General features: G+C 44.3%; 17 protein-coding genes, 3 tRNA genes and 5 pseudogenes. 10 read left to right on the top strand and 15 right to left on the bottom strand.

Annotated features, from left to right (window positions below):
• Positions 1–66: 66 nt before the first annotated feature.
• On the top strand, positions 67–1,329 hold the full coding sequence (locus TT11_RS03920; protein WP_261869151.1) for an ammonium transporter: 1,263 nt from the start codon (positions 67–69) through the stop codon (positions 1,327–1,329).
• A gap of 193 nt (positions 1,330–1,522) precedes the next feature.
• On the opposite strand, the gene TT11_RS03915 is transcribed toward TT11_RS03920, so the two are convergent.
• The 3 genes from TT11_RS03915 to TT11_RS03905 all read right to left on the bottom strand — a co-directional run bounded on the left by TT11_RS03915 (position 1,523) and on the right by TT11_RS03905 (position 3,348).
• Positions 1,523–1,906 carry a DUF2147 domain-containing protein gene (locus TT11_RS03915; RefSeq protein ID WP_261869150.1) on the bottom strand — a complete coding sequence of 128 codons (384 nt, stop codon included), beginning with the start codon at positions 1,904–1,906 and terminating at the stop codon, positions 1,523–1,525.
• Positions 1,907–2,168: 262 nt separating this feature from the next.
• Positions 2,169–2,432, bottom strand: a complete 264-nt coding sequence (locus TT11_RS03910; protein WP_261869149.1) for a hypothetical protein — start codon at positions 2,430–2,432, stop codon at positions 2,169–2,171.
• A gap of 70 nt (positions 2,433–2,502) precedes the next feature.
• Positions 2,503–3,348: a DNA/RNA non-specific endonuclease gene (locus TT11_RS03905; RefSeq protein WP_261869148.1), complete on the bottom strand. Its 846-nt coding sequence runs from the start codon at positions 3,346–3,348 to the stop codon at positions 2,503–2,505.
• Between the two features lie 177 nt (positions 3,349–3,525).
• Here TT11_RS03905 and TT11_RS03900 point away from each other — a divergent pair.
• Positions 3,526–3,615: transfer RNA gene (locus TT11_RS03900), tRNA-Ser, on the top strand.
• 493 nt (positions 3,616–4,108) lie between these two features.
• Complete coding sequence (locus TT11_RS03895) at positions 4,109–4,825, top strand: hypothetical protein (protein ID WP_261869147.1); 717 nt, start codon at positions 4,109–4,111, stop codon at positions 4,823–4,825.
• Positions 4,826–4,918: 93 nt separating this feature from the next.
• Here TT11_RS03895 and TT11_RS03890 read toward each other — a convergent pair whose 3' ends face one another.
• From TT11_RS03890 to rsmH, 8 genes and pseudogenes are all read right to left on the bottom strand, one after another.
• Positions 4,919–5,212 carry a hypothetical protein gene (locus tag TT11_RS03890; protein ID WP_261869146.1) on the bottom strand — a complete coding sequence of 98 codons (294 nt, stop codon included), beginning with the start codon at positions 5,210–5,212 and terminating at the stop codon, positions 4,919–4,921.
• A gap of 433 nt (positions 5,213–5,645) precedes the next feature.
• Positions 5,646–6,593: a putative RNA methyltransferase gene (locus TT11_RS03885; RefSeq protein ID WP_261869198.1), complete on the bottom strand. Its 948-nt coding sequence runs from the start codon at positions 6,591–6,593 to the stop codon at positions 5,646–5,648.
• A gap of 139 nt (positions 6,594–6,732) precedes the next feature.
• A pseudogene (gene mraY / locus TT11_RS03880) lies at positions 6,733–7,850 on the bottom strand (phospho-N-acetylmuramoyl-pentapeptide-transferase).
• Between the two features lie 3 nt (positions 7,851–7,853).
• Positions 7,854–9,302 (bottom strand): UDP-N-acetylmuramoyl-tripeptide--D-alanyl-D-alanine ligase, encoded by a 1,449-nt coding sequence (murF, locus tag TT11_RS03875; protein WP_261869145.1) that lies wholly within the window; start codon positions 9,300–9,302, stop codon positions 7,854–7,856.
• An 82-nt stretch (positions 9,303–9,384) separates the two neighbouring features.
• On the bottom strand, positions 9,385–11,100 hold the full coding sequence (locus TT11_RS03870; RefSeq protein ID WP_261869144.1) for a UDP-N-acetylmuramoyl-L-alanyl-D-glutamate--2,6-diaminopimelate ligase: 1,716 nt from the start codon (positions 11,098–11,100) through the stop codon (positions 9,385–9,387).
• Between the two features lie 66 nt (positions 11,101–11,166).
• A pseudogene (locus tag TT11_RS03865) lies at positions 11,167–13,257 on the bottom strand (peptidoglycan D,D-transpeptidase FtsI family protein).
• Positions 13,254–13,736, bottom strand: a complete 483-nt coding sequence (locus tag TT11_RS03855; RefSeq protein WP_102092109.1) for a cell division protein FtsL — start codon at positions 13,734–13,736, stop codon at positions 13,254–13,256. Before TT11_RS03855 ends, TT11_RS03865 begins: the two are co-directional and overlap by 4 nt.
• Before the next feature lie 431 nt (positions 13,737–14,167).
• Positions 14,168–15,169, bottom strand: coding sequence for a 16S rRNA (cytosine(1402)-N(4))-methyltransferase RsmH (gene rsmH, locus TT11_RS03850; RefSeq protein WP_228706742.1), 1,002 nt, complete (start codon positions 15,167–15,169; stop codon positions 14,168–14,170).
• Positions 15,170–15,569: 400 nt separating this feature from the next.
• On the opposite strand from rsmH, the gene gltX reads away from it, so the two are divergent.
• The 5 genes from gltX (at position 15,570) to TT11_RS03825 (ending at position 18,911) form a co-directional block, all read left to right on the top strand.
• The gene (gltX, locus tag TT11_RS03845; protein WP_261869142.1) at positions 15,570–17,048 is read left to right on the top strand and encodes a glutamate--tRNA ligase; all 1,479 of its coding nucleotides are present in this window, start codon (positions 15,570–15,572) and stop codon (positions 17,046–17,048) included.
• A 201-nt stretch (positions 17,049–17,249) separates the two neighbouring features.
• Complete coding sequence (locus TT11_RS03840) at positions 17,250–17,546, top strand: hypothetical protein (RefSeq protein ID WP_261869141.1); 297 nt, start codon at positions 17,250–17,252, stop codon at positions 17,544–17,546.
• A 192-nt stretch (positions 17,547–17,738) separates the two neighbouring features.
• A tRNA-Ala gene (locus TT11_RS03835) sits at positions 17,739–17,814 on the top strand.
• Between the two features lie 148 nt (positions 17,815–17,962).
• A tRNA-Glu gene (locus TT11_RS03830) sits at positions 17,963–18,038 on the top strand.
• A gap of 291 nt (positions 18,039–18,329) precedes the next feature.
• Positions 18,330–18,911 (top strand): LysE family translocator, encoded by a 582-nt coding sequence (locus TT11_RS03825; RefSeq protein WP_261869140.1) that lies wholly within the window; start codon positions 18,330–18,332, stop codon positions 18,909–18,911.
• Positions 18,912–19,085: 174 nt separating this feature from the next.
• Here TT11_RS03825 and TT11_RS03820 read toward each other — a convergent pair.
• Positions 19,086–21,925: pseudogene (locus TT11_RS03820) on the bottom strand (aconitate hydratase).
• Positions 21,926–22,228: 303 nt separating this feature from the next.
• Positions 22,229–23,302 carry a DUF3025 domain-containing protein gene (locus TT11_RS03815; protein ID WP_261869139.1) on the bottom strand — a complete coding sequence of 358 codons (1,074 nt, stop codon included), beginning with the start codon at positions 23,300–23,302 and terminating at the stop codon, positions 22,229–22,231.
• Between the two features lie 161 nt (positions 23,303–23,463).
• On the opposite strand from TT11_RS03815, the gene TT11_RS03810 reads away from it, so the two are divergent.
• Both TT11_RS03810 and TT11_RS03805 read left to right on the top strand, forming a co-directional pair.
• The gene (locus TT11_RS03810; RefSeq protein WP_261869138.1) at positions 23,464–24,144 is read left to right on the top strand and encodes a metal-dependent hydrolase; all 681 of its coding nucleotides are present in this window, start codon (positions 23,464–23,466) and stop codon (positions 24,142–24,144) included.
• A 59-nt stretch (positions 24,145–24,203) separates the two neighbouring features.
• A pseudogene (locus TT11_RS03805) lies at positions 24,204–24,795 on the top strand (YchJ family protein).
• A 24-nt stretch (positions 24,796–24,819) separates the two neighbouring features.
• Here the strand turns inward: TT11_RS03805 and TT11_RS16985 are convergent.
• Positions 24,820–25,742 (bottom strand): annotated as a pseudogene (locus TT11_RS16985) (class II glutamine amidotransferase).
• On the bottom strand, positions 25,743–26,072 hold the full coding sequence (locus TT11_RS03780) for a hypothetical protein (protein WP_261869134.1): 330 nt from the start codon (positions 26,070–26,072) through the stop codon (positions 25,743–25,745).
• Positions 26,073–26,077: the final 5 nt, after the last annotated feature.

The following is a 26,077-nucleotide window of genomic DNA, read 5'->3' as shown; positions in this document are numbered from 1 at the left end:
CTCTTACAGCATTTTTATCTATCGGTAATGCCGATATCTATATTATAAATTCAAGGGGGAATTTAAATGGAAAGTCAAATCTTTGAGCTCCAATATGCGCTCGATACGTTTTACTTTTTGATATGTGGTGCGTTGGTCATGTGGATGGCAGCAGGCTTCACTATGTTAGAGGCCGGACTGGTCCGATCAAAAAATACAGTCGAAATCTTAACCAAAAACGTCGCACTATTTGCAACGGCTAGTATCATGTATATGGTATGCGGCTATGCGATTATGTATGGTGGCGATCTATTCTTAAGCGGAATTGCAGGCGGTGATACGTTAGTAGAAGACGCCCTAGCAGCCTCTGCTGAAAACGGCTTCGGTGGCGACTCTGTCTACTCTGCCGCATCAGACTTTTTCTTCCAAGTGGTCTTTGTAGCGACCTGTATGTCAATCGTATCAGGTGCCGTTGCTGAGCGCATGAAACTGTGGTCATTCTTGTTATTCGCTGTGGTCATGACTGGTGTTATCTACCCATTAGAAGGTAGCTGGACATGGGGCGGCAACGATGTCTTTGGTTTATTCAACCTAGGCGACATGGGCTTCTCTGACTTTGCAGGCTCTGGTATTGTACATATGGCTGGTGCTGCAGCAGCTCTAGCAGGTGTACTACTCTTAGGCTCACGTAAAGGTAAATATGGTCCTAACGGTGAGATACGTGCTATTCCTGGTGCCAACCTACCATTGGCGGCACTCGGTACACTAATCTTGTGGATGGGTTGGTTCGGTTTCAACGGTGGTTCAGTGCTTAAATTAGGCGACATCGCTAGTGCTAACTCTGTTGCAATAGTATTTTTGAACACTAATGCTGCTGCTGCTGGTGGTGCTGTCGGTGCCTTGATCTTAGCTCGCATCATCTTTGGTAAAGCGGATCTAACCATGCTCCTAAACGGTGTACTAGCTGGTCTAGTAGCCATTACTGCTGAGCCTTCAACCCCTTCTGCACTACAAGCCACTATCTTTGGTGTTATCGCCGGTATCATTGTAGTGTTATCAATCTTAGCCTTAGACAAAATCAAGATTGATGATCCAGTTGGTGCAATCTCAGTTCACGGTGTGGTCGGTCTATTCGGTTTACTAATTGTACCTATCACTAACCCAGCATCTACCTTCATCGGTCAGATTGTGGGTGCTGCAACCATCTTTGCTTGGGTATTCATTGCCAGCCTAGTGGTTTGGTCTATCATCAAGCTAGTTATCGGTCTACGTATCTCTGAAGAAGACGAATACGAAGGTGCTGATATTGCAGAATGTGGTATGGAAGCTTACCCAGAATTTATAAGATAAGCTCCTTTCCAGTAAGCTAAAGATTGCTGTTGAATGCGCTGATACTACCTACTGTAGTATCGGCGCTTATAATTTTAGTGTTTAAAGCTCTCCCCTATTGAAACTATAAGCTTGAACCTAAAGCGCAAAAAACCCGCGAGACCTTTCGGTAACGCGGGTTTTTATATATTACGCTGAAACTAATTTTTTTAGTTTATTTCTTTTTCCACTCTTGGCTACGAGAGAATGGCCCGATATAGCCTTTTAGCTTCAACGTGTTGCCGCTTAAGCTTGCAGTCATACGATAGTCTTTGCCTTTTTCAGGGTCAGTAATCGTACCACCACTATATTTACCACCACCATCAGCTTGTAGACCTTTAATAATGGTCGTACCAACGTGCTTTTTGCCTTTAGCTGAGTTAGTAGCAATAAGAGTACCGGTCAACACACCATTTGACTCAGTGATCTTTACCGTACCTTTTGGCTTGCCTTCATCATATGTCTGCCAAGTAGTGTTGGCTAATGGGTCAGCGGCGAATGCCATGCTAGCAATACCAATACCAGCAACTGCTAAAGTGGTCTTTGTAAATAATTTCATAGATTGACTCCCTTCATACAATGATTACTCGAAACGTTATGTTTCTGTTGTCCTATGCTTATCCTTTGCTAGAACCTTTCATTACGAGCTTTACGGTTTCGACCTTTTTAAATGATAGTTACCATTACAACTTATAAGCTTTTGGTTAAAGATTCGAGCGATACAAGCGATGTCTTAACTCATTATAAGCAATTTTTAGGTTTTGCCTAGTAATTTTTTTTACAGTTTCTTATTTCTGTAAAAATAAAACCATATCAAAGACTTATAGGAAAGGATTGTCGATATCTTTATCTAATTGGTCATCATTTTCCTTTGACTTAGCATCATTCTTGCTATATAGATTTTTATCTTCAAATGCTTGTACGATTTTTCCCGACAGCTCATGTAGCTGTTGGGCTTGGTCGTATCCTAATTCGTCAAAAGTGAGATCAATATCACCATATATAATAATCTTGTCTTTTTGATTTTCAATGACAAGATCACCAATCTGCATGCTTTGATGGTCGTTGGCGAATGGCTCAATCATTTGATTATCCTTATTATCAGTAACATTGTATTTTTTCAGAATGAGGCGGTTTTAGGGTCTTACTTTCAGCTTAAGCCTGCAATTGTGCAATTAACCACTCTAAAATAGCCCAGACAAACAGCATCCACTCAGGCTCCTCCACAGGCGCCTCAGGGGTATCTGAGCTCTCACCCGCCTTCAATGGTAAATCAAACGCTTGAGATTTGGACTGACTATCTAGCATAGGTAATACATCAATGCCAATCTCAGTGGTCAGCTCATCGATACTAATTACGTCGATGCGTTCTGACTCATCATTTGGGGCGTAATACACGCCTGCTTGATTGGTTGCTGGGATATATACAGCTTTGAAGAAATGGCTAGGCACAAGGACACGGTTAGCGAGCTGCTTGGTTTTTTTATTAGTAAATGCCACACCTGTGATGGTATACACCTCACCGTATTGCTGAGTCAAATATCGAGTGGCAGATTCAATATTACGCCAAATGTAGCGATTGTTACGTGGTGACTGCGGGGCAATATTGGCTAAACTAAAACTATCATACTGCTGGCTGCGATTGGCCATATTGGCATTGGGTGCCAAATGTCCTCGATCGTAGCCAGAACCTGAATAATCAGATAATGAGGCTCGTGCTGACTTTGGTAGTTTACTCTCTTCGTGAAAGCTGTCTTCACGATCGATGTGTTTAGCTTGTTGTAGACGCGTGCGATCGAGATACTCTGCTGACCAGAGCGGTGTACGCGATACCCCCGAGTACATAACCGCAAAGCCATCCATACATAGCGCTTGTGTGTCTTTTTTTAACTTGGTGTTGGTAAATTCAGGATAAACACCACCATAAAAAGACTGGCTACATTGGGTCAAATCATCAGCATGTGTTTGGGTAATACCCGTCGCAACAAGCAATACTGCCATCAGCGCACTATTCTTACATCCGTACTTAAGCCTACTAAAACTTATCATTCAACTTTCAACCATTTATACTTGCCGTGACATACTTGCTATCCTAGCAGGCGCTTGCCAATAAAGAAAGATAGCGCGCAAGTCGTGACATTTTAAATGGTATCCGCTATACTTAGGCGTTCAAAAAACGGTGAAGTGGGTGAGTGGCTGAAACCGCACGCCTGGAAAGTGTGTATACGTTCATAGCGTATCGAGGTTCGAATCCCTCCTTCACCGCCAATCTTATTCTGCTTAAGTAAAACCTCAGCTTTTCTATCTTGTTCTACCCTTTCCTAAATATTCTTTATATATTTTAACAGTAAGACTTTCAGTCTATACTCATCCTCTACTGCTGTCTGAAATATTTCAGTTTAGCCTTAATTCCGGATGTTGTATAAGTCTAATAACTATATACCTAGTCAAATAACACATTAATTGACCAAGCTAAAAATTTCGTACCATGGGCTGAGAGTGACTCATAAAATGAGTAGATACTCTATTACGATTCGTTTTATTAATAGCTTAATTTTCTTATTAAACCCTTATACGAAAAGGCTTTGAGTTTTTCTGTGGCGCTTAATCTAGCTTTGTATCTATATTTACTATCATTGCTATTCCGTACAAAAATGTAATAACAGTAGAGTCACTGATACTTGGTAGATGCCATTGTCAAAAAAATTGGATTATAGTAGATATTGGTAGTATTTATTTAAATAAACTAAAGGATACAATAATGAAAACACTAGGAATGTGTATCGTAGCAGGACTCGGATTGAGTGCTTGCGCTACTGGCATGGGCGGCATGGCAACAGGCACCAATCAAAATAACAACTCTGCTAACGTAGTCACTCAATACCCAGTTGAGACTGCCTTACTCAATATCTATACCAAACAACGTAGTGAAAAATTGGTCGCTACTGTCGGCGGACAAAGCGTAGCCGCAGATATTCAAATCACTCCTAAAGGCAGCATGCGTTTTAATAATAAAATGGTACAAGGCGCAGAAGTCAGCACAATCAACACAGTGAATCAGCAGATCACGGATCAGTCAGTCGCTATCAATTATTTTACGCTAGACCCATTGGTGTTCCATGGTTTTACGGATAGTACGGGTGAGTATTCAATCGCTAAACAAACGACTAGTATCCCTAAAATGGCTACTGTAGGCGACTCAAATCAGCTCATCACTGAAAACGTATATGCTGACAGCAGTATGCGTCAGAAAACCGCCACTTATAAGCAGGACTGGTCGCTCACACAAGATACGAATAGTACAGCGTGGCTCTGTATAGAAACCTCAGGCAATCTACTTTTGACTTCTGACGCTGCAGGTACGTCTTCAGAATGCTATAAAATCAATGCCAAAGGCAATGTTTTGAGTAGTAAAGTCACACTCACTCAGCCTAATAAAAGCGGCATATCCAAATCAATGACGTTTATCAGTCAGTAGTGTTCACCTAACTAGTAACGCTCAATAGTGTCATATAAGAACAAAAAATAGCGCCTAATTAAGGCGCTATTTTTGGATGCTAGGATCGTATTTCTATGAGCGACGATCATGGTTATTTCTGTCATAATTGTTTTTGTCGTGGCTGTTTTTAGCATGGACATTTTTGGCTGTTGTTTTGTGTTTAGCAGCCACTACATTCGCTTTATGATGTGAGACTTTTACCTTGCTTTTAACATGCTTATGGCTATTACTGGCCTTGTTATCATGTTTTTGGTGTTGTACTTGGACTTTATGATGTTGGTCATAACTGGGTGCAGCATTGGCTTGACCCACCATCGACAAACAAGCAGTAGCGGCTAAAATCGAACTAACTAGTATCTTTTTCATCATTTTATTCCTTTGAATTCATATTTAGAGTAGTTATAGATAATTCACTTAGTGTTAAATGAACTATCGTGATAAAGCTTTACTCTATCGACAAAGAGAATGATAAATGATTATAGTATTAAGTAGATTTATGAAACTTGAAGAAAGGTTGCGATTGTTACGAGGGCATGCGCGATTAAAGGCATGTTAGGTGTTGGCGTAATGTTTGGTTAAATGACAGCGTATTTACGCTTTATCAGTAAGCATCGTAAACAGGATATTTATAAAAACGCGAATGTCTAGCTGATTGTTGAAGAATGCAAATACGGAAACGGTTAGCTAAATTTCCTGATAGCAATACTTCTGCTATTCGAAAAACCTAACTCATTAGAAGTTTCTGGTTAATGTTTAAAACGAGCATAGCAATACTCCATACTGCGATGCTCTAAATGTGCTAAACAGGCGTTTTCTGCAAAATATAAACCACAAAATTCGCCTCTGTGCTAAATGCTGCTGTTTCTACGGCAGCCAATAGTGCTTGCCTTTTTTCGCTGCGGGCACGGTAAGCGTAAGGTGTCATCGTCATCAAATCAGCCAAATCCTCTGCGGATAACGTCAGCTCTGTACTGACACGGCAGGTCTCAACCAACGTAAAATATGGTACCAATTCTTGCAAAAATTTATCAGAATCGTGCTCACGTACATCATCAAATAACACATCACGCATCGTTGCCAAATGCCCAACATCAGGTTTGGCAATAATCAGATAGCCACCATCCATCAATACATTATCAAATGCCTCGGGCAAAATGGGGCTAAAAATACTACTAATACCCGTCATACTGTGCGGGCGTAATGGTAGATGTGCAGCACTGGTCACTAATGGATAGACTGCTGTCGTCTTGGCAGTATCTTCTTTGCGCGGCTGATACCATAGACGACCTGCTATTTTACTGACTTTGGCCAGCTCAACCACTGCAGGCTTACTGATGTCAGCGGCTATCAGTGTGTCTATGACATCCGATCCCATTTGCGCCATTGCTTGCGTGTAGTAACCTTCACCGCAGCCAATATCAAGCCAATTGACCGTCTTGCTATCTTGCTTATCTATTAACTCATCGTTAGACAGCAATTCTATCATTTTTTGGCTAATTAACTCTTGGAGCGGTGCATAGTGTCCATGATTCAAAAACCGCTTACGCGCATCGATAGATTCTTGGCTATCCCCAGGTGCTTTGGACTTTTTTTGTTGTACTGGTAGTAAGTTGACATAGCCTTGACGCGCCACATCAAAGGGATGTGAAGTCTGCTTAGGGTGCAAACTACCATCACAGCGCCAAGTATCTGCAGCGGGCTGTAGCGGTGACTGACAAAGTGGACAAATAAATAACGACACGGGCATCTCAAAGTGATAGCAATATGCTTCGCATTTTAACAAAATTCATCTGCCTTGAGCGACAAAAAGCCGTCTCAATCATGATTGAAACGGCTTTTTGGAGTTTTGCAAATTAATATCTATATAGATATTCGTCTGTTATAGCTTAACGTAGCTTTAGCGTCATTAACCCGAGGATGACAAGGATAATGGCAATAATCCAAAATCTCGCCACCACTTGCGTTTCTTTCCAGCCAATTTCCTCAAAATGATGATGCAGCGGTGCCATACGAAAGACGCGTTTTTTGCGCAGTTTGTACGAGCCAACCTGCAACATAACTGATAGCGCTTCTGCGACAAACAAACCACCCATAATCGCAAAGGCAATCTCTTGGCGGGTCATAACGGCGATAGTACCTAGCATTGCACCTAGTGCTAGTGCGCCAACATCACCCATAAATACTTGTGCTGGATGTGCGTTGAACCATAGGAAACCAAGACCTGCTCCGACCATTGAGCCACAGACGATGATGACTTCGGAGTTGTAAGGAATATAAGGCACATGTAAGTAATCAGCAAAGCGTACATCGCCTGATACATAGGCCATCGCGCCCAAACCTGCAGCGACGAGAACGACTGGCAAAATCGCCAAACCATCCAACCATCGGTTAGATTGACTGCGTTAGAAGCACCATTAATCACAAAGTAAGTAAAGATGATGAAGCCAATACCAAATGGCACTACTGAAAATGGAATCATCCAGTCTTTGAATACTGGCAATAGCAGATCCTGCATCTCACGCGTGGTGTTGATATCTGGTTGTAGCGTGGCGATATAATATAAAGACACACCGACAAACAGTGCCCCCATAGACAGCCAAAAATACTTTTTGCGAGCGATTAAGCCTTTTGGATCTTTGTACTTAATTTTTAGCCAATCATCAGCCCAACCGACGGCACCAAAGATAACCATAACCACGAGCAAAATCCAAACATAAGGATTGTTTAGTCGTGCCCATAGTAGCGTCGATATACCAATCGCACTTAGGATCAATACCCCGCCCATGGTTGGCGTACCAGTCTTGGCCAAATGCGACTGAGGCCCATCATTACGAATGGCCTGACCATATTTGAGCGATCGCAAGTGCCGAATGACACGGCCACCAAACATCATGCTAAATACAAGGGCGGTAACAACTGCAAGCAATGCTCGTAGCGTCAACGAAGAAACCGCAGAAAACGGCGTATAATACTGGCCAAGCCAGCCGAACAACCAAACTAACACCGCCTACTCCTCTACTAGCGCATGAATAAGTGTTTCCATTCCCATGGAACGAGAGCCTTTGAACAACACAGTACAAGGCTTAGCTTGTTGCGCCTGCAAATACGGCTGTAAATACTCTAATAAACTGTCTTTGTCAGCAAAGGCATGAGCACTGATATCAGATACCTCTTGCGCACCCGCAACGGTATAAGGGGCATATTCGCCAACACAAAGCAGCACGTTGATACCTGTGGTTGCGATAGTACGGCCCAAGCTTTGATGCTCACTGATAGCCGCCTCTCCTAACTCACCGATATCGCCCAATACCATCACTTGCGTACCTGTTTGCGCAGCCAATACTTTGGCGGCAGCACGCACCGAATGAGGGTTGGCATTATAAGTATCATCAATGAGACGATGCATACCAAGTATCTGGCTATTTAGACGACCTTTAGCAGGACGCGCATTTTCTAGCCCAATGACGATGTCACTCACCGCAATATTTAGTGCATGCGCGCAGGCAGCAGCAGCCAAGGCATTATTGACATTGTGTTCACCTGCCAATGGCAAGTTGATATCATGGACTTGGTTACCGATATGTAGCTTAAATTCGCTACGCTCAGGCTCTACGTCTAGATGGCTTGCGCTTACATCCGTATTACCAAAGCCAATCACATGTGGGGTATGCTTTTCAGCGATACGACGCAGCTGATTGGTAAAGTCATCCTTATCAGGAACAATCGCAAACTGCGCGTCCGTCAACGTATGGTAAATCTCAGCCTTGGTTTGGCAAATACCTTCGCGGCTACCAAACTCACCCAAATGCGCTGTACCGATGTTTAAGATACAGGCCACGTCAGGCTGAACGATTTCAGTCGTATAAGCAATCTCACCAATATGGTTTGCACCTAGCTCTAAAATGGCATAACGATGATGATCCGATAGCTCAAGCAGCATCATTGGTACACCCAAATCGTTATTGAGGTTACCACGAGTGATTAAGGTCGGTGCCAATCTACCAAAAATACTGCCAAGCATTTCTTTGCAAGTAGTCTTGCCGCTAGAACCCGTAATAGCAATCACGGTTAAATCTGTATGCTGCTGACGACGATACGCTGCCAATTGACCTAGTGCCAAACGAGTATCGCTGACTACCAATTGTGGAATAGCATTTGGGCCGGACAACGAGGTAGGACGCGAGACAACAGCGGCAACTGCGCCTTTTGATATTGCTGTCTCGATATAATCGTGACCATCGAAATTATCGCCGCTTAGCGCCAAAAATATATCACCTGGCGTTATCGTGCGGGTATCGGTGGCTATACGTTTACTGGACAAGGCCGTCTGCTCTGCTGCATGGCCTTGTGGTAGTTGCCACTGCCCATCGAGCGACGTGGTCGCTGCGAGCAGATTGTCCATTTGCCAGACATAGAGCCCTTGCGACTGGGCAGTATTATCGGTGTCGGCTGTCATAATGATTACCTTATATGATGATTACTTAATTTTTATATTTAATGATCAATTTTTACTAATGCATGTAACGCGAGCCAACCAATTACACACGTCCCGTCTGATTCAATGCCTGCTGCAAAACAACACTGTCATCGAAATCATAGCGAACGTTATTAATCTCTTGATAGGTTTCATGACCTTTGCCTGCGATGACCACGATATCATCCACACCTGAGTGACTAACTGCATATTCAATAGCAGTTTGACGGGCAGGCTCGATATGGGTTCGTTGATATTGCTCAGCTGTCATACCAGCCTGCATATCTTGCAAAATCATATTGGGATCTTCGGTACGTGGATTATCCGCGGTCAAAACAACTTGATCAGCACCTGCCAGACCTGCTTGCGCCATCAACGGTCGCTTGCCTGCATCGCGATCTCCGCCGCATCCAAATACCGCCCAAAGCTGACCTTTACAGTGAGTTTTTAAACTTGCGAGCACTTGGCTTAGCGCATCTGGAGTATGCGCATAATCCACGATAAAGCAGCCATCATTTGACGGTACACGCTGCATACGCCCAACTGCACCTTGCAACTGTGCAACAGCAGGCGCAATACGCTCGATATTCATAGTCAAGTCAGTATCAAGTGCTACGACAGCCGCTATCGCTGCGAGCAAATTGGCTACATTGAAGCGACCTAATAACGGACTGACAATCTCTATGTTGTCAGTTCTCTCATTACCAAAATCAGTGCGCAGATTTATTTTGACGCCTTGCAGACTTGGTATGATATCAGCGGCAACAAAAGTAGCAATTTTTGATGAATCCAAACTGTATGTCCATACCGTCAAACCGCTATCATTTGCCATATCTAACATAACTTGAGCGTGCTCATCATCGATATTAATAATGGCATGGGTCAAATTTGGAAAATGGGCTTTATCAAACAGCTTGGCTTTGGCAGCGGCATATTCTGCCATATCAGCATGATAGTCTAAATGGTCACGGCTCAAATTGGTATAAATCGCTACAGTGACTGGCATACCTTGTAAGCGTTGCTGATCTAACCCGTGAGAGCTGGCCTCTAATGCCAATATTTCTGCTTGCTCTACTCCCATTTGATATAGGAACTGCTGGACAGCTAACGCATCGCCCGTGGTATGGCTGGCTTGTACTAGAGCACCAAGTCTACCATTACCTGCCGTACCCATCACCGCACTACTCTGACCCATCAACTGAGTAAGCTGTGCTACTAATTGACTGATGGTTGTTTTACCATTCGTACCAGTCACCGCAACCACGGTCGGTAGAGTCACTGGCTGCTGATATTGCAAGCGTGCTTGAATTAAGCTACCTAAAAAATCGCGAATGTTAGGAACATATAAGACAGGGCATGGCAATGCTGCTAGGTGCTGCTGTGCATTAGCAATACTATTTGTCTGAGGTTCACTACTGGTATTTGAGGAATTTGTTGCTTCGCTAAGCGAAACGCTAGGGTCAATTTCTGAGAGAATAAATGCGGCTTGCTCAGCGGCTTGCCGTAAATAGTCGCGACTTTTTTCAGAATTGGCTGTTTGACTTTTTAACAGGACAAATACGTCATTCGCTTCCAATTGGCGATTGTCCAAGCGAAACTGTTGAAACGGAATATGGGCAATAGACTGGGATTGATCTGAACCTACCTGATTAGATGCTTTCTGAATCGATGCTGCTATCATCGCTATAAGCTGCTCAGGCAGTTTTTGCTGCTGGCTTTTATTGGCATCTATAAGCTGTTGTAAAGTAACAGTAGCGCTATCTAGCGATGATATAGTCATAGATAAATCCTAAACAGTTAAAACGTGTCAGCTCAGTAGAGCTGGACATTTAAAATAATTGAACGCTTACTGCGCTTCCGTTTTTAGTGGCTTATCCAAAGGCACATTATACAATCGCAATGCTTCTTTCATCACATTATGGAAGACCGGGGCGACCGTTAGACCAGCATAAATCTGACCGCGCGGGTCTTCGATAAGCATTACGCCTACCAGCTTTGGATTGGATGCAGGTGCCATACCAGCAAAGACGTTACGATACTGGTCGGTATAATAACCACCGTCTGGATTGATACGTCGTGACGTACCCGTCTTACCTGCCACGCGATATCCATCAATGGCAGCGGCTTTCGCCGTACCACCAGGCTCAGTTACGCTCTCAAGCATCTGTACAATCGACATTGCCTGCTCATGCGCCATAATACGTTTGCTTGGCTGCGACTTATCATCTTTAATTAAAGTTAATGGATGCATGACCCCACCTGCTGCTAGGCTGAGTACGCCTGTGCAACCTGTGCTAATGTCACTTGTAGACCATAACCATAACTAACCGTCGCACGGCGCGAGGTTTCTTTTTCTTTTGGCGTGACGATCAAACCGCTGCCCTCACCTGGGAACTGCAAAGGTGTTTTTGAGCCAAAGCCAAACTGTCGTTGCATATTACTAATAGCATCGGCTGGCAGTGATAGCGCAATCTTGGTGGAGGCCACGTTACTGGATTTCTGTAATAGCGTGGCCATGTTAATCATACCTAAATTATTATGATCTCGAATGGTATAGCCACGTACGCGAATCGAACCAGGATTGGTATCAATCAAAGTCGTTGGCGTATATTTGCCCGAGTCTAGCGCTGCCGCCACGGTAAACGGTTTCATCACCGAACCTGGCTCGAACACATCTAACAGTGCGCGGTTACGCTGATTTTCACCCGTCATCTCATTAAGGTTGTTCGAGTTAAACGACGGCCATGTTGATAGTGCCAGCACTTCACCAGTCTGCACATCAACGATCATACCCGTTGACCAACGTGCTTTTTGCAAACGCCCAGCCTTTTCTAGCTCTTTATACAGCAAATACTGTAAGCGCGAATCAATCGTCAATGCCACATCTTTGCCAGGTACTTCTGGCTCGATCTGTTTGATTTCTTTTAGGCTGTTTTGTTTGGCGTCTTTTAGAACTAAAACTTTTCCGTCATCACCTGCCAGATCTTTTTCGTACTGACGCTCAATACCAGCACGGCCTTCGTAACCGCCTTCAGGATCTTTGGCGTTTTGACCCATAAAGCCCAGCAGCTGCGCATTAGACTGTGGCTGTGGATAATAACGCTGAAAGAAATTCTTTTCGTAGACGCCAGGGAAATCGAGCGAGCTGACGCTTTGAGCAATCTCAGGTGTGACTTTATTAAGCAGTGGCAAATAGTGTGAGCCCGCACCAGATGGCAAAGCAGCTTTTACGGCTTTCTCATCGGTCACATCGATACTGTCATCAATAGCCGTGACTTTTTTCAACTCATCGACCGAGATATTGGCAGCAGCGGCTAACTTTGTCAGATCCATACTATCTAGACGCTTTTGCATACGCGCCTGTAATTGTGGACTGCTAGGATTGGTAATGATGATGCGCTTTAGCTCGTAATATTCACGAGAATAATCATGTGGACTAAACGAAACTGTCGCGAGCGGTGCACTGACCGCAAGCGGTAGATTATTGCGATCGGTAATCATACCGCGATAAGACTTTTGGGTACGCTCACTGGTAATGAGCTCATTACCTTTGTCTTGATAAAACTGTGCGTTGGTAACCTGAATATAATAGGCGCGGCTAATCAGTAGCGCTAATATGACCAGCGCTAGACCCCAGACCATACGAAAACGGTTTTTGTCTTGTTCGAAACCACCGAGAGCAGAAGCACCTGATGCTTTGCTCGAAAAAAACCATTTTGCTTTTGCGGTTTTTTACACTGGTATAAGCGCCTTGGGTGTCGCTTTTTTTGATGCGTCCAAACAATTTTGCCTTACGATTGCTTGCAGCTTTATCGGGCTTGCTGCTCGTCTGACCAGATTTAGCCGCACTGGCTCGGCGGAGAGGTTTGGTTACCTTGCCGCTGGCTGGTTTTTTGCTGGTGTTTTTTGCGGTGGATTTAGGCTTTTTCTCACTCATTGTCCTGCCTCCGTCGCTGGTTCTTCAGGAGAAATATCGGTAGAGACACGTGGCCCGATGACGTCAGATGCATCCTCATCTGAGTCTTCTGTAACCACTGGCACCAATGCAGTTGCGACGCCAGGTTGGATAATCAGCTTATCCTTTAATGTTGGCGAATACATACCCAATTCAGCAACCGCTCGACTGGCAATCTGCGGCGTGGCGCTAAAGGTTTGTTGCTCAATTAATAGACGCTGATGCTCTACTTGTAGCTTACGTTCTTGTTTTTTCATGTCTTGCAAGGTTTTGTAGTCCTGATGATATTGCTGAACTTCTTCGGCAGTTTTGATACCACTCCATACAATCGTGGCTGCCAATAGCAATAGCACGACCACATAAATGCTCACCACATTGAACCGGCGCACGAACAGCTCGCCGACATCGGTATTATAAGGTGTAGCAGTGCGGCGATTCGCAGGTTTGTCAGATATTGCCATGACGATCTCAAAAAGGTGAACGTAAACGATAGAGTAGATAACGGATTGCGAAAGATGAACGTGTCATTATTCGGTCATACCATCGATAAATATAAAACCAAAGACACTTATAAGTGTAAAAACCATACTTAAAAAAAACGAACGTAAAAAACACATCCAATAGCCAATTTACTCAGGAGCCATAAATCATCACAACTCATGGCTATCAATATGTCATACCACAACCAAACACGTTGAATGGCTATACTATATAAAACCATTCAACTATTAAGCAGATAAAAACTAACTGCTGAGCCTAACAGACAATATTTACAGATTTTTAACAGTGGCGTAGCCATTAGGACATTTGCGCATCATTTAGACAAACATTAGCAACCTCAGGCAACTCACTAATCATATTCGACTATGACTTGTGGCGTCGTGATGTTCTTCTATAACCCTGTTGTCTGCTCATAAGCTGTGTCAGTACGCGTTGCCATACGCAACCATGCGCTACGCGCGCGCGGGTTTTGACTAGTCTCAGCTTTGCTTGGGCCAACACGTTTTGGCTTGCTAAAATAGCGTGGACGATTGGGCGGCATTGGCAAGTTTTCGTCTTCTGGATACTGCCCTTTGCTATGACGCTGCAAAAACTGCTTGATGCGGCGATCTTCTAGTGAGTGAAAGCTAATCACTGCAAGCTGTCCGCCCGACTTTAAGATAGGAATGCTTTGCGCTAAAAAGTCGTCAACATCGCCCAGCTCATTATTAATAAAAATACGCATGGCTTGAAAGCTTTGCGTCGCTGGATGTTTACCCCGTTGCCAGTTAGGATGCGCGACTTTAATCACTTCTGCCAACTCAAGTGTAGACTCGTAGCTTTCCATCTGTTTGATAGCGCGTGCAATACGGCGGCTATGACGCTCTTCGCCAAACTCATAAAGCACATTGGCCAACGTTTCGTCATCGACTGTTTCAAGCCATTCGGCAACTGACTGGCCACGACTGGTGTCCATACGCATGTCTACTGCCCCGTCACGCATAAAGCTAAAGCCGCGACTACCATCATCAATCTGCGGTGATGAAATGCCCAAATCCGCCATCAAGCCATCAACTTCAGTGATGCCCATAGCAGCCAGACTGTCGGTCAACGTCGCAAAACTATCGTGAACCACACGCACACGGCTGTCTTTGGTTGCCAGCTCTTGCGCCACGCTGATAGCTGTCGGATCTTTGTCAAAGACAATCAGTGTTGCGTCATCGGCGAGTTGACTTAATAGCAGTCGGCTATGGCCGCCACGACCAAAAGTCGCATCAACGTAGATACCACTTATATTTAAGCTATTTTGGTCACCTTCTGTTTGCTTGGGCAAGGATTTTACACCGAGCACCGCAGCGACAGTCTCTTGCAGCAGCACCGCATCATGGACAAAACTCAATTCATCAGACGTGATATCGCCCTCATGACGGGCGTGAGTAACATCCAGATCGACATCTTGCGTAGACGCATCCTTTATAGCAGAAGGATTAGACACTGACTCAGAGAGATCAGCGGCGGCAGAAGGACTGGCTTTCGATTTTGGCTTAGACTTTGATAGGGACACAAACAACTCAATAGATGACGACCGTACTGGCCAGTAATTAGATGAAAATAAACAAGTTATGACTTGCTTAGCATTATTATCGCAAGGATACACCTGTAGTCAAGCACTAGAAGGGCTTTTCATTAAAAATATCACATGTCTCTGTTATACTAGCGCTATATTTTACGCTATTTCTTCACATCGACTTCATATCTTTCATCGCTATTTATACTAATAGCTTATATCGATAGCAAACTTTGAGACTTTTATCATGCAAACCTCTACTGACAGCACGCGCCCTGTACGTACGCGTATCGCCCCATCGCCAACTGGCTTCCCACACGTAGGTACTGCCTATATTGCCCTGTTTAACTTGGCTTTTGCCAAAGCGCACGGTGGCGAATTCATCTTACGTATCGAAGACACTGATCAGACTCGCTCGACTGAGCAATCAGAACAAATGATTTTGGACGCCTTACGCTGGGTTGGTCTAGATTGGAGCGAGGGTCCAGATATCGGTGGTCCACACGCCCCTTATCGTCAGAGCGAGCGTAGCGATATCTACAGAAGACACGCCGAGATACTCATAGAAAAAGACCATGCGTTTCGCTGTTTCTGTACCAGTGAAGAGCTAGATACCATGCGTGCTGAGCAAATGGCCAATGGCGAGACCCCTCGTTATGATGGTCGCTGTGCTCACCTTGCACCAGAAACCACCGAGCAATTGGTAAGCGAGGGCAAACCGCACGTGATTCGTATGCGCGTACCTACCGAAGGCATCTGTCAGGTACATGACATGCTACGTGGTACGGTTGAGTTCCCTTGGACTCAAGTCGATATGCAAGTACTGTTAAAAACAGACGGCATGCCAACGTATCATTTAGCCAACGTCGTCGATGACCACTTGATGGAAATCACTCATGTGATGCGCGGTGAAGAGTGGCTGAACTCTGCGCCTAAGCATCAACTACTTTATGATTATTTTGGTTGGGAAATGCCAACGCTTTGCCATATGCCGCTATTGCGTAACCCAGATAAGTCAAAACTGTCTAAACGCAAAAACCCAACCTCTATCACCTACTATCGTGATGCAGGCGTGCTACCTGAAGCATTGTTAAACTATCTTGGTCGTATGGGCTACTCAATGCCTAATGATGCTGAGCAGTTTACGCTAGAAGAAATGATTGCCAGCTTTGATATTCAGCGTGTGTCGCTTGGTGGTCCTATCTTCGATATCGAAAAATTAAACTGGCTCAATGCAGAATGGCTACGTGCGCTTAGTCCTGAAGAATTAAAGAATAAAATCCTTGAATGGGCCAGCAACAGTGACAAGCTAACCGCTATCGCAGCGGCGATTCAGCCACGTATCGAGCTATTGTCTGATGCGGTTAATTGGGGTGGTTTCTATTTCCAAAACCTACCTGACATCAATGCTGAGAGCTTCACTCATAAATCACTCACCCCTGAGCAAATTATCGAGATGCTGCAATTAGCGCTTTGGCAATTAGAAGTCTTGCCAACGTGGTCAGAAGAAAATATCTACGCCACGCTAAAAGGCCTTGCTGCTCACCTGGATATTAAGATGCGTGACTTTATGGCGCCGTTCTTTATCGCTATCGCTGGTAGCACCTCATCGACGCCAGTCATGAACTCTATGGCGATTATCGGTGCTGACATGACTCTGACTCGCTTGCGTCATGCCGTTGATGTATTAGGCGGCCTTGGCAAAAAGAAACTGAAAAAAACTTGAGAAACAAGCGGCAGAACTGCCAGATTTCTTAGCTGCTGCTGAATAGTTCAGAAGCTGAATAACTTATCTGCTAAACAGTTAACTAGCTAAACTTGTCGAATGTAAAAGGGTCAGGCCATCTCTGGCCCTTTTTTCGTTAAGCGCAGTTACTACTTTAAATTATTAGACATCTTTTACTAAATATTTTAATTGGGAATAAACATGGCCGCCAAAACCGTCACGATAGAAAGCAAAGATTATGTCTTTAACACGCTAAAAGAAGCACAGAAATATTATGATGCCATCGTAAAGGAGCTGTTTGATGCAACTTTGACCCTGACTAAGGGCCAAGACTTCGAAGATTTAAAATGGATATACAGCACTTACTGCGGTTACACCAAGCATAATCTAGATAAACTGGGCGAATATGACATCATCGGCGTCAAAGGTATAAGAACGATCCGAGAAAAAGGCGGTCAATATATGCCAACGGAATGCTGTGCAATTATTTTTTTCTGATGGCAGCGAAGAAGAGTTTTATACCGATAAAGCCCTCAAAGAGATCGCCATTAAGCAAAATCCACGCTAATTTGGGCTTGTTGAGCCTTTAAAATAGGCTAAATCGCTTTTTTTTGCATATTTATGCATTATTTTTAAAATAGTTGTTGACAAGACTGCCGCTCTTACATAAAATACGCACACTCTTAGCGAGGGGCTATAGCTCAGTTGGTAGAGCACTTGCATGGCATGCAAGGGGTCAACGGTTCGACTCCGTTTAGCTCCACCATACTTATTTATAGCAACGCTCAGTATTACTGAAACGTAATAATAAATACTCGCTAGTAGGACGATATCAGCACCTAGGCAATGCTTATTTAATAAGCTATCTGATATTGTGAAGTACCGTTGTAACCACTGGTTATAACACTCTATGCGTCCCCATCGTCTAGAGGCCTAGGACACCGCCCTTTCACGGCGGTAACGGGGGTTCGAATCCCCCTGGGGACGCCACTATTCGGCGTCACTTATTAGCACTTTTGCTTAGCATCAGATCAGACTAATAAGCGAACAATAAAAAAGCCCAGTCATCATATGGTGACTGGGCTTTTTTATGTCTGTCGTTTCTTGAAATCCTCTATTCTGTTTTCGTTAGCTTATTATTAATAGCCGCTAGCTTACTGTTGATAGCGCTATTGCCAACCTATTTAATACTCGTTAATATCGACCTGACAAGCGTATTTATGAAGTGCACCTACATACTATAAATGATGGGCTTAGCGTGATTAAAGGGAAGTGATTACTATGTTTGGTATCGAGAATTATCTAGGGTTTATCTTGGCGGCTATTTTGTTAAACCTAACGCCAGGTACAGATAGCATGTACATCATCACCCGTAGTGTCTCACAGGGGCAAACAGCAGGGGTTTATTCTGTTCTTGGCATTACTTCGGGTATTTTGGTACATACATTATTGGCGGCGCTAGGATTGTCGGTATTGCTTGCCAATTCCCCTACCGCTTTTATGATTGTCAAATATATTGGGGCCAGCTATTTGTGTTATTTAGGCTTTAAAATGCTAACGAGCAAAAACTCGAACTCAGTAACGAACCATTTATCCAAAGATCAGGACGTGACTAGCCAAAAAGCTGTAGATGGTTGGCAAATATATAAGCAAGGTGTGTTGACCAATACTTTTAATCCAAAAGTCGCTTTATTTTTCTTGGCGTTCTTCCCTCAGTTTATCGACGCTAGTTATGCTTATGGCATGCTGTCATTTTTGATGTTGGGACTGACTTTTGCTACCACAGGCTTTATATGGTGCTTGAGTTTGGCGCTGCTGGCGTCAAAGTTCAGCAAAAAAACTAAGAGAGAATCCAAAAATTGAATCCATGATGAATAAAATAAGTGGTGTCGTATTTATGGGGCTAGGAATTAAGTTGTTGACTGAAAAGGCTTGAAGAGTAAAGTAACAAGAAGAAAAAAACGTCTTCCATAAGAAAGCCCAATCCCCTACTTTGAAGGAGATTGGGCTTTTTTTCATACTAAGTCTAATACATTACTAGCCTGCTTCTTTGCTCTCAGCAGCCAATTGACGTAGTACATAGTGCAATACGCCGCCATGACGCACATATTCGCGCTCTTTTGGCGTTTGTAGACCGACATTTACTTCAAAGGTTTCTGCCGAACCATCAGCACGTGTAGCCGTAACCGTGGCTGTTTTACTCTCGCCATTGTCCAGACCTGTGATGCTGAGCACTTCAGAACCATCTAGTTTGTAGGTTTCTGCATTTTGACCATCTTTAAACGTCAATGGCAGCACACCCATACCGACTAGGTTTGAACGGTGAATACGTTCAAACGAGCTGGTTAAAACTGCTTTTACGCCTAGCAGGATGGTACCTTTAGCTGCCCAATCACGGCTCGAACCAGAACCATACTCTGCCCCGCCCAATACCACTAACGGACGCTTATCTTCTTTATACTTCATTGCTGCATTGTAGATGGGCATTTCTTCGCCATCTTGTAACGTAGCGCTGTCATCTTTGAAGTAATAAGTATAGCCACCTTCTTTACCGCCCATCATCGTGTTTTTGATACGGATATTGGCAAAGGTACCACGAGTCATGACTGCATCGTTACCACGGCGCGAGCCATAACTGTTGAAGTCTGCTTCCATCACACCGCGCTCTTGCAAGTACTTACCTGCTGGTGAGTCTGGATCGATATTACCTGCTGGTGAGATATGATCGGTGGTGATTGAGTCACCAAACAGACCTAAGATACGTGCGCCTTCGATATCAGGGATACCTTCTGGCTCCATAGTCATACCATCAAAGAACGGTGGGTTTTTGATATAAGTCGACCCTTCATCCCATGGATATAGTTGGCTATCCGCTGAACTAATTGCGTTCCATGCGGCACTACCATCAAATACTTCGCCGTAGTTTTTGCGGAACATATCAGCATCAATATTGTCGGCAATCAACTCGTTGATCTCTTCCGAGGTTGGCCAGATATCTTTTAGGAATACATCATTGCCATCTTGATCCTGTCCTAGCGGATGGGTCGTTAGATCGATATCGACTGTACCGGCTAGCGCGTAGGCAACGACCAACGGTGGTGATGCCAAGTAACTGGCTTTGACATGCGAGTGAATACGACCTTCAAAGTTACGGTTACCAGACAGTACTGCCGCCGCGACCAAATCATTTTCTTCAATGCCTTTTTCGATCTCTTCTGACAATGGTCCTGAGTTACCGATACAAGTGGTACACCCGTAACCGACGAGGTAAAAGCCTGTCTTTTCTAGCTCATCCATCAGATGGGTTTTCTCAAGATAGTCAGTTACCACTTTAGAACCCGGTGCGAGTGATGTCTTGACCCAAGGCTTGGCTTTAATTCCTTTAGCAGCGGCTTTTTTTGGCCACTAGACCTGCACCAATCATTACCGCTGGATTGGAAGTATTGGTACAAGAAGTAATAGCAGCAATAACTACCGATCCGTCTCGTAGTTTGTGTTGCTTATCATCGATACTGACATTTGAGAAGACATTGTTTGCTGGCGCGTAACCTGCATTGTCATCACTGGTATCAACTTCGATATTCGGTTCAGCTGCCAAGTGTTCAGCTTGCTCTTGCTCGCCGCCTTCTTGATCAAAGCGTACTTTGCCTTCTACTTCTGACTTGCGATCTTTGGTCATTTTTTTCTAGCGTTTCGCCGAACTTCTCATGCATATCAGACAAATTGATACGCTGCTGTGGCAAGTTCGGACCAGCAAGTGCTGGCTGTACTGACGACAGATTTAGTTCTAATTTGCTTGAATAAGTCGCCGCAGGTGTATCGGCATCGTGCCATAAGCCTTGCGACTTAGCATACTTTTCAACCAACTCAATCTGCTCTTCATCACGGCCTGATAGACGCAGGTAATCAATCGCCATTTGGTCAATTGGGAAAATACCGCAAGTCGCCCCATACTCTGGTGACATGTTGGCAATGGTGGCGCGATCCGCTAGCGGCATACTGTGTAAGCCTTCGCCATAAAACTCGACAAACTTGCCCACTACGCCATGTGCACGCAACATCTCAACGACACGTAGTACCAAATCGGTCGCCGTGACGCCTTCGGTTAGCTTACCTTTTAGCTCAAAGCCGACCACTTGTGGAATCAGCATCGAAGACGGTTGGCCTAACATCGCGGCTTCAGCTTCGATACCGCCCACACCCCAACCAAGCACGCCAATACCATTAATCATCGTAGTATGGCTATCTGTACCAAATACCGTATCTGGATAAGCTGTCAATTCACCATCAACGTCTGCTGCCATTACGACACGGGCTAGATACTCAAGGTTAACCTGATGCACGATACCTGTCGCTGGCGGTACCACGACGAAGTTTTCAAAGGCTTGCTTGCCCCAATGCAAAAACTCATAGCGCTCATTGTTACGCTTAAATTCAATCTTTTCGTTCAGATCTAGCGCATCTTCGCGGCCATAAGCATCGACCTGTACAGAGTGATCGACGACCAGTTCACTAGGAATAAACGGATTGATCTGCTCGGCTTTACCGCCGAGCTCGACCACCGCATCACGCATCGCCGCCAAATCGACTACTGAAGGTACACCTGTGAAATCCTGCAATACAACACGCGCTGGCATAAAGGCGATTTCTTTTGACGCTTCAGCCCCTGCATCCCAGTTGGCGACGGCTTCAATGTGGTTTTTACCAACCGATTGACCGCCGTCTTCGTTACGTAATAGGTTCTCTAGTACCACTTTCATACAAAATGGTAGTGTCTTAATATGCTCGTAAGTTTCGGTCAGCTTTGGCAGGCTGTAGTAGGCATGTTCCTTGCCAGCGACTGAGAGGGTGTCTTTTACATCAAAAATATCACTCATGATAGCTTCCTTATCGTTGTTATAGATCCTAGACATAAATTATTATAAGTTTAGGTATGACTGGTGGCTCAATAAATGATTGATCTGTCGTGGATTGATAGAGCAGTTCTATAAAAATGTTTAATATAAGTCTGTGTTAACAAAAGAGATAATCATCTCCTTACTGTTTAACAGAAATGCTCTTTTACCATAACAAACATACGAGGCTTTGTTAATGTCTGGACGTTGTCAAATCGTGGCACAATCGTAAACGTAACAAAGGTTTAGCGAGCTATTTTTAAGCAATCCCTTTCTATTTATTTTTTATCTTTTTTTACGTCGCCCACTGCGGAACACGTAGCTGTCTTCATAAAAGTCAGTATCGGCATTCTCTGCCCAAAAGTGTGGCACCCCTAAGATCGGTAACGGCGCAAGCTGGCGCGGTTTGACGTCATCATTTGATAATAATGTGTCCATGTATTCGGCAACTTTGTCATCCAAATAGCGCATACGTTCAGCTAACGATAAGGTAAAGAATTCTTGTGCAACATGAATGACAATGCTGTGAGCGCATAGAGGTTTGCGTGGGTATACCAACTGCTCAAGCAATGCATGGCCAAAGATATAAACTGCGGCTTGAGCGCTGTTATCAGGCTGAGTTGGGTTGTCCCATTTAGCACGCGGCTTCACCAAACTTGCTTGCCAGTCAAAATCAACTAACGCTTTACCGATACTAGCATCAGAAGTCACCAGCACTGCGCCATTCTCATCAAAGACAGTAATAGTGTCGCGCACACGCCCTCGATGCTCACTAATACCTTGCTTAGCGATTTCTAGCATATGGTGATAGTTCAACACAGTTTTGGTCTTCGGAAAGGTCAGCCAAATACTGCCATTAAACAAGTCATGCAAGTTATCTCGCGTCGGGATATTGCCAGTTGTACCGATGAAATGTTCATAGGCTTCCCCTTCAGGCAATACATTTTGAGAGACGAACTGTAGCGTCTGAGATTTGTAGTCATGAGCAGGTTTGGTATGCGGTAACGGCTGTTGCAAGTGATCAGCCTGCTGCATCATCGCCGTTTTTAAGACTTTGGCAATCGTGTCAGGCGTATTGATGTCAGAAGCATTTATATCATGCTCATCTATGCTTTTCACATTATCCAAACTTTCTGAATCACCCAAATTACCCAAACGATCCAAGCTATTTCTCTGTGATTTCGAGCGACTAAGGTGTTCAATCGTGTTGCTGATATAACTCAATTGAGTAATATGCGATAACCAAGGCACTTGCCAGTCAATGGCAGCAAAGCTGTTATCAAGCTGACCTTCTACTACAGGCAGCTGCTTAGTATGAGTATCAGAGTTAAGTATGGCGGGTAAATCACTGGCAGGCATAGAAGCTCTCTCTTACGGGCTATCTCTATTAGACGTATGGACGGTCTATGGTATCATGGTGCGCTTTTTTACTGCTAGAGACGCCGCTCGAAAGGACTTTTTGAGCGCTATGGATGAATGAGTTTTATGGCAAATTTTAATACCCACTTAAATGTCGCTTTATGGTCAGCGGCACACTGAGTTTGACGGTTTATAAAGCTGGATTGATTGATGATTCAGGGTTTTTGGTGTGCGTAGCGCTTGGTACTATCGGTGGATTGCTGCCAGACTTGGATTCTGATAATTCAACACCGATTAAGCTCGGTTTTAATATCACCTCGTTTATCTTTGCCTTTGGGCTGGTCATGCACTGGCGTAGTGATTTGAGCTTACTGGCATTGATAGTATTGTGGCTGGCAGGCTACGGTTTTATGCGTTATGTCGTTTTTCATATTTTTACCACTATGACGGTGCATCGCGGCGTCATCCACTCTGTGCCGTATATGGCGATACTGGGATTGGGTCTGACGTGTCTAAGTTATTATGGTCTGCACCTACCGCTGACAACCAGTTGGTTTTATGGTCTGTTTTTATTTGGTGGTGCGATGGTGCATTTGTCATTGGATGAGCTGTATAGCGTCAATTTGTCCAATATGAAAATGAAGCGCTCATCAGGCACAGCGATGAAGTTCTATCAGCCAAAGGACAAATGGTGGTACCTACTCTTATATACCATCCTTGCACTACTGGTATATGTCGCCCCACCTTTTGAGATGTTTTGGTCACGACTAAGTGATCCTTCCGCATGGGCGCAGCTCAAAGTCGGTATATTGCCAGAATTAATAAAAAGCATGCTGCAATAAAATTATCATAAGACCATTAAGCCTAAACGAATGAGTCCAAACAAAAATTAGAGTAAAACATGCAACCTTACCCAGATACTTGCCCTTGCCAAATCAATCCAACAACAGAGACGACAGACGCTCCACTATCCTATCAAGACTGCTGCCAGCCTTATCATGATGCTTTTTATAATGGTGCGTTTTATAATGATGAGGTTGACAAAGCAGATGGTACAAAAGCGGAGACAGCCGAACGGCTGATGCGCACGCGCTATAGTGCCTTTGCATTAGTGAAACCAGAGTATATCGTCAAAACCACAGTGCCTGCTCAGCAAGCATTACTTGATGTTGCAGCGATTGAAAGTTGGGCAAAAGAGACAGATTGGGCAGGATTAGAAATCGTAGAGCACACGCCAAAGCTGGGTAAAAGACATGCACAGGTTGAGTTTAAGGCTTATTTTAAAAGTCCTGAGGAAACATCAGGTGGTTTAGACGAAAAAAATACAGGCGCATCACGAACTATCTACTTTCGTAAAGGTTATAAACAGAGCTAATAACGATGCGCGCTGGTATTTCTTAGACCCGACGGTTGCGATGACTGTGACGCAAAAGCAACCGTGCATTTGTGGGTCTGGTGAGAAGTTTAAGCGGTGTTGTGGGAGTTATATTTAAACAGTATTGGATATTCATTAACCGCTAAACACTCGCCCCAACGGCTCGTGCAATCGCAATGCCTTCGTCCACTGTTAAAAACTTGCGCTGGCTTGGGCTGTCTTTATAAATGACATCGCCAGCTTGAAAGATTAAGCATTCATTGACAGCCAATTGCTGCCATTTCTCATTTTCAGTCAATGGCACAGTGACCAAAATCGTGACTTTATCTGTGTCTGTAGTCACATCACCAAAGTTAATCGCCATATCATCATCAGCCAGTTTGGCTTCACCAAATGGCGCTTTACGTGTGAGATAAAACAGCAAGCTACCCGCATAAGCCAGTTGCCACCTGCCATTCGATATTAAGCAATTAAATAACCCATTGGCAGAGAGATAGCGACACTGTGTGGTCAAAAAAATTAAACAGCGTTTTGTCATCAGGACGCGACTTAAAGCTACTCTTTAGACGATTGACCAAATAGCAAAATGCCATTTCAGAATCAGTTGAACCAACTGGCTGACAGTGTGAGGCATTGCCGTTATCTTGCAAGCGTTGACAGCGTTTGATAAATTCGCTATTCATCTGCCCATTGTGCGCAAATACCCACTGCTCGCCCCATACTTCACGGACGAATGGATGGGTGTTTGCCAAACAGTTCTGCCCTTGCGTCGCTTTACGAATATGCGCGATGACATTCATGGCTTTGATTGGGTAGTTATTGACCAAGTCAGCGACTGGCGACAGATGGCTTGGACGATTGTCATGAAACAAACGCAAACCCGTTGAGTCATTTGCCGTCTCATCGTTGGTTTTGTCATTATTGCTGCATTCGCTACGCTCAAAAAAATGCAATGCCAAAGCCATCTTCATGACTGTCCGTCATACCGCCGCGCTTGCGAAACCCTGCAAAGCTAAAGCCAATATCCGTTGGGGTATTACAGTTCATTCCTAAGAGTTGACACATTTAATCATTACCGCCGTTATTGTCGTCTATTATCGAGTTACCTTGGGGAGCATTGCTTTGAGCGGCAGATAGCGCATCAAAGTCAGCATCACTCATCTCATCAAGCAAAGTGGCCCCATCAGTTGGGATGGTATCCAAAATACGCTGAGCGCTTGCCAGATCGGTACTTTCTACCCAAAGAACGATACCCGAGTTCATACCAGGGATAGCGCTTAGCGGCTGCAAGGACACGGTGATGCCGTTATTACGTAATAGGTTGGCGTGCAGCTCACCTTGCATATTGGTATCGTAGCGCGCCAGTTTGTGCCAGTTATCAACTTGATCGGTCATGGGGT

This window comes from Psychrobacter sp. JCM 18901 (assembly GCF_000586435.1).
Lineage (GTDB): Bacteria > Pseudomonadota > Gammaproteobacteria > Pseudomonadales > Moraxellaceae > Psychrobacter.
The sequence above is the reverse complement of the archived record's forward strand: the minus strand, read 5'-3'. Positions and strand labels throughout refer to the sequence as shown.

Excerpts from the sequence above, each read along its gene's own strand:
- TT11_RS03920 (WP_261869151.1), top strand. The coding sequence starts at position 67 with ATGGAAAGTCAAATCTTTGAGCTCCAATATGCGCTCGATACGTTTTAC.
- TT11_RS03915 (WP_261869150.1), bottom strand. The coding sequence starts at position 1,906 with ATGAAATTATTTACAAAGACCACTTTAGCAGTTGCTGGTATTGGTATT.
- TT11_RS03910 (WP_261869149.1), bottom strand. The coding sequence starts at position 2,432 with ATGATTGAGCCATTCGCCAACGACCATCAAAGCATGCAGATTGGTGAT.
- TT11_RS03905 (WP_261869148.1), bottom strand. The coding sequence starts at position 3,348 with ATGGCAGTATTGCTTGTTGCGACGGGTATTACCCAAACACATGCTGAT.
- TT11_RS03895 (WP_261869147.1), top strand. The coding sequence starts at position 4,109 with ATGAAAACACTAGGAATGTGTATCGTAGCAGGACTCGGATTGAGTGCT.
- TT11_RS03890 (WP_261869146.1), bottom strand. The coding sequence starts at position 5,212 with ATGAAAAAGATACTAGTTAGTTCGATTTTAGCCGCTACTGCTTGTTTG.
- TT11_RS03885 (WP_261869198.1), bottom strand. The coding sequence starts at position 6,593 with ATGCCCGTGTCGTTATTTATTTGTCCACTTTGTCAGTCACCGCTACAG.
- murF (WP_261869145.1), bottom strand. The coding sequence starts at position 9,302 with ATGACAGCCGACACCGATAATACTGCCCAGTCGCAAGGGCTCTATGTC.
- TT11_RS03870 (WP_261869144.1), bottom strand. The coding sequence starts at position 11,100 with ATGACTATATCATCGCTAGATAGCGCTACTGTTACTTTACAACAGCTT.
- TT11_RS03855 (WP_102092109.1), bottom strand. The coding sequence starts at position 13,736 with ATGGCAATATCTGACAAACCTGCGAATCGCCGCACTGCTACACCTTAT.
- gltX (WP_261869142.1), top strand. The coding sequence starts at position 15,570 with ATGCAAACCTCTACTGACAGCACGCGCCCTGTACGTACGCGTATCGCC.
- TT11_RS03840 (WP_261869141.1), top strand. The coding sequence starts at position 17,250 with ATGGCCGCCAAAACCGTCACGATAGAAAGCAAAGATTATGTCTTTAAC.
- TT11_RS03825 (WP_261869140.1), top strand. The coding sequence starts at position 18,330 with ATGTTTGGTATCGAGAATTATCTAGGGTTTATCTTGGCGGCTATTTTG.
- TT11_RS03815 (WP_261869139.1), bottom strand. The coding sequence starts at position 23,302 with ATGCCTGCCAGTGATTTACCCGCCATACTTAACTCTGATACTCATACT.
- TT11_RS03810 (WP_261869138.1), top strand. The coding sequence starts at position 23,464 with ATGGTCAGCGGCACACTGAGTTTGACGGTTTATAAAGCTGGATTGATT.
- TT11_RS03780 (WP_261869134.1), bottom strand. The coding sequence starts at position 26,072 with ATGACCGATCAAGTTGATAACTGGCACAAACTGGCGCGCTACGATACC.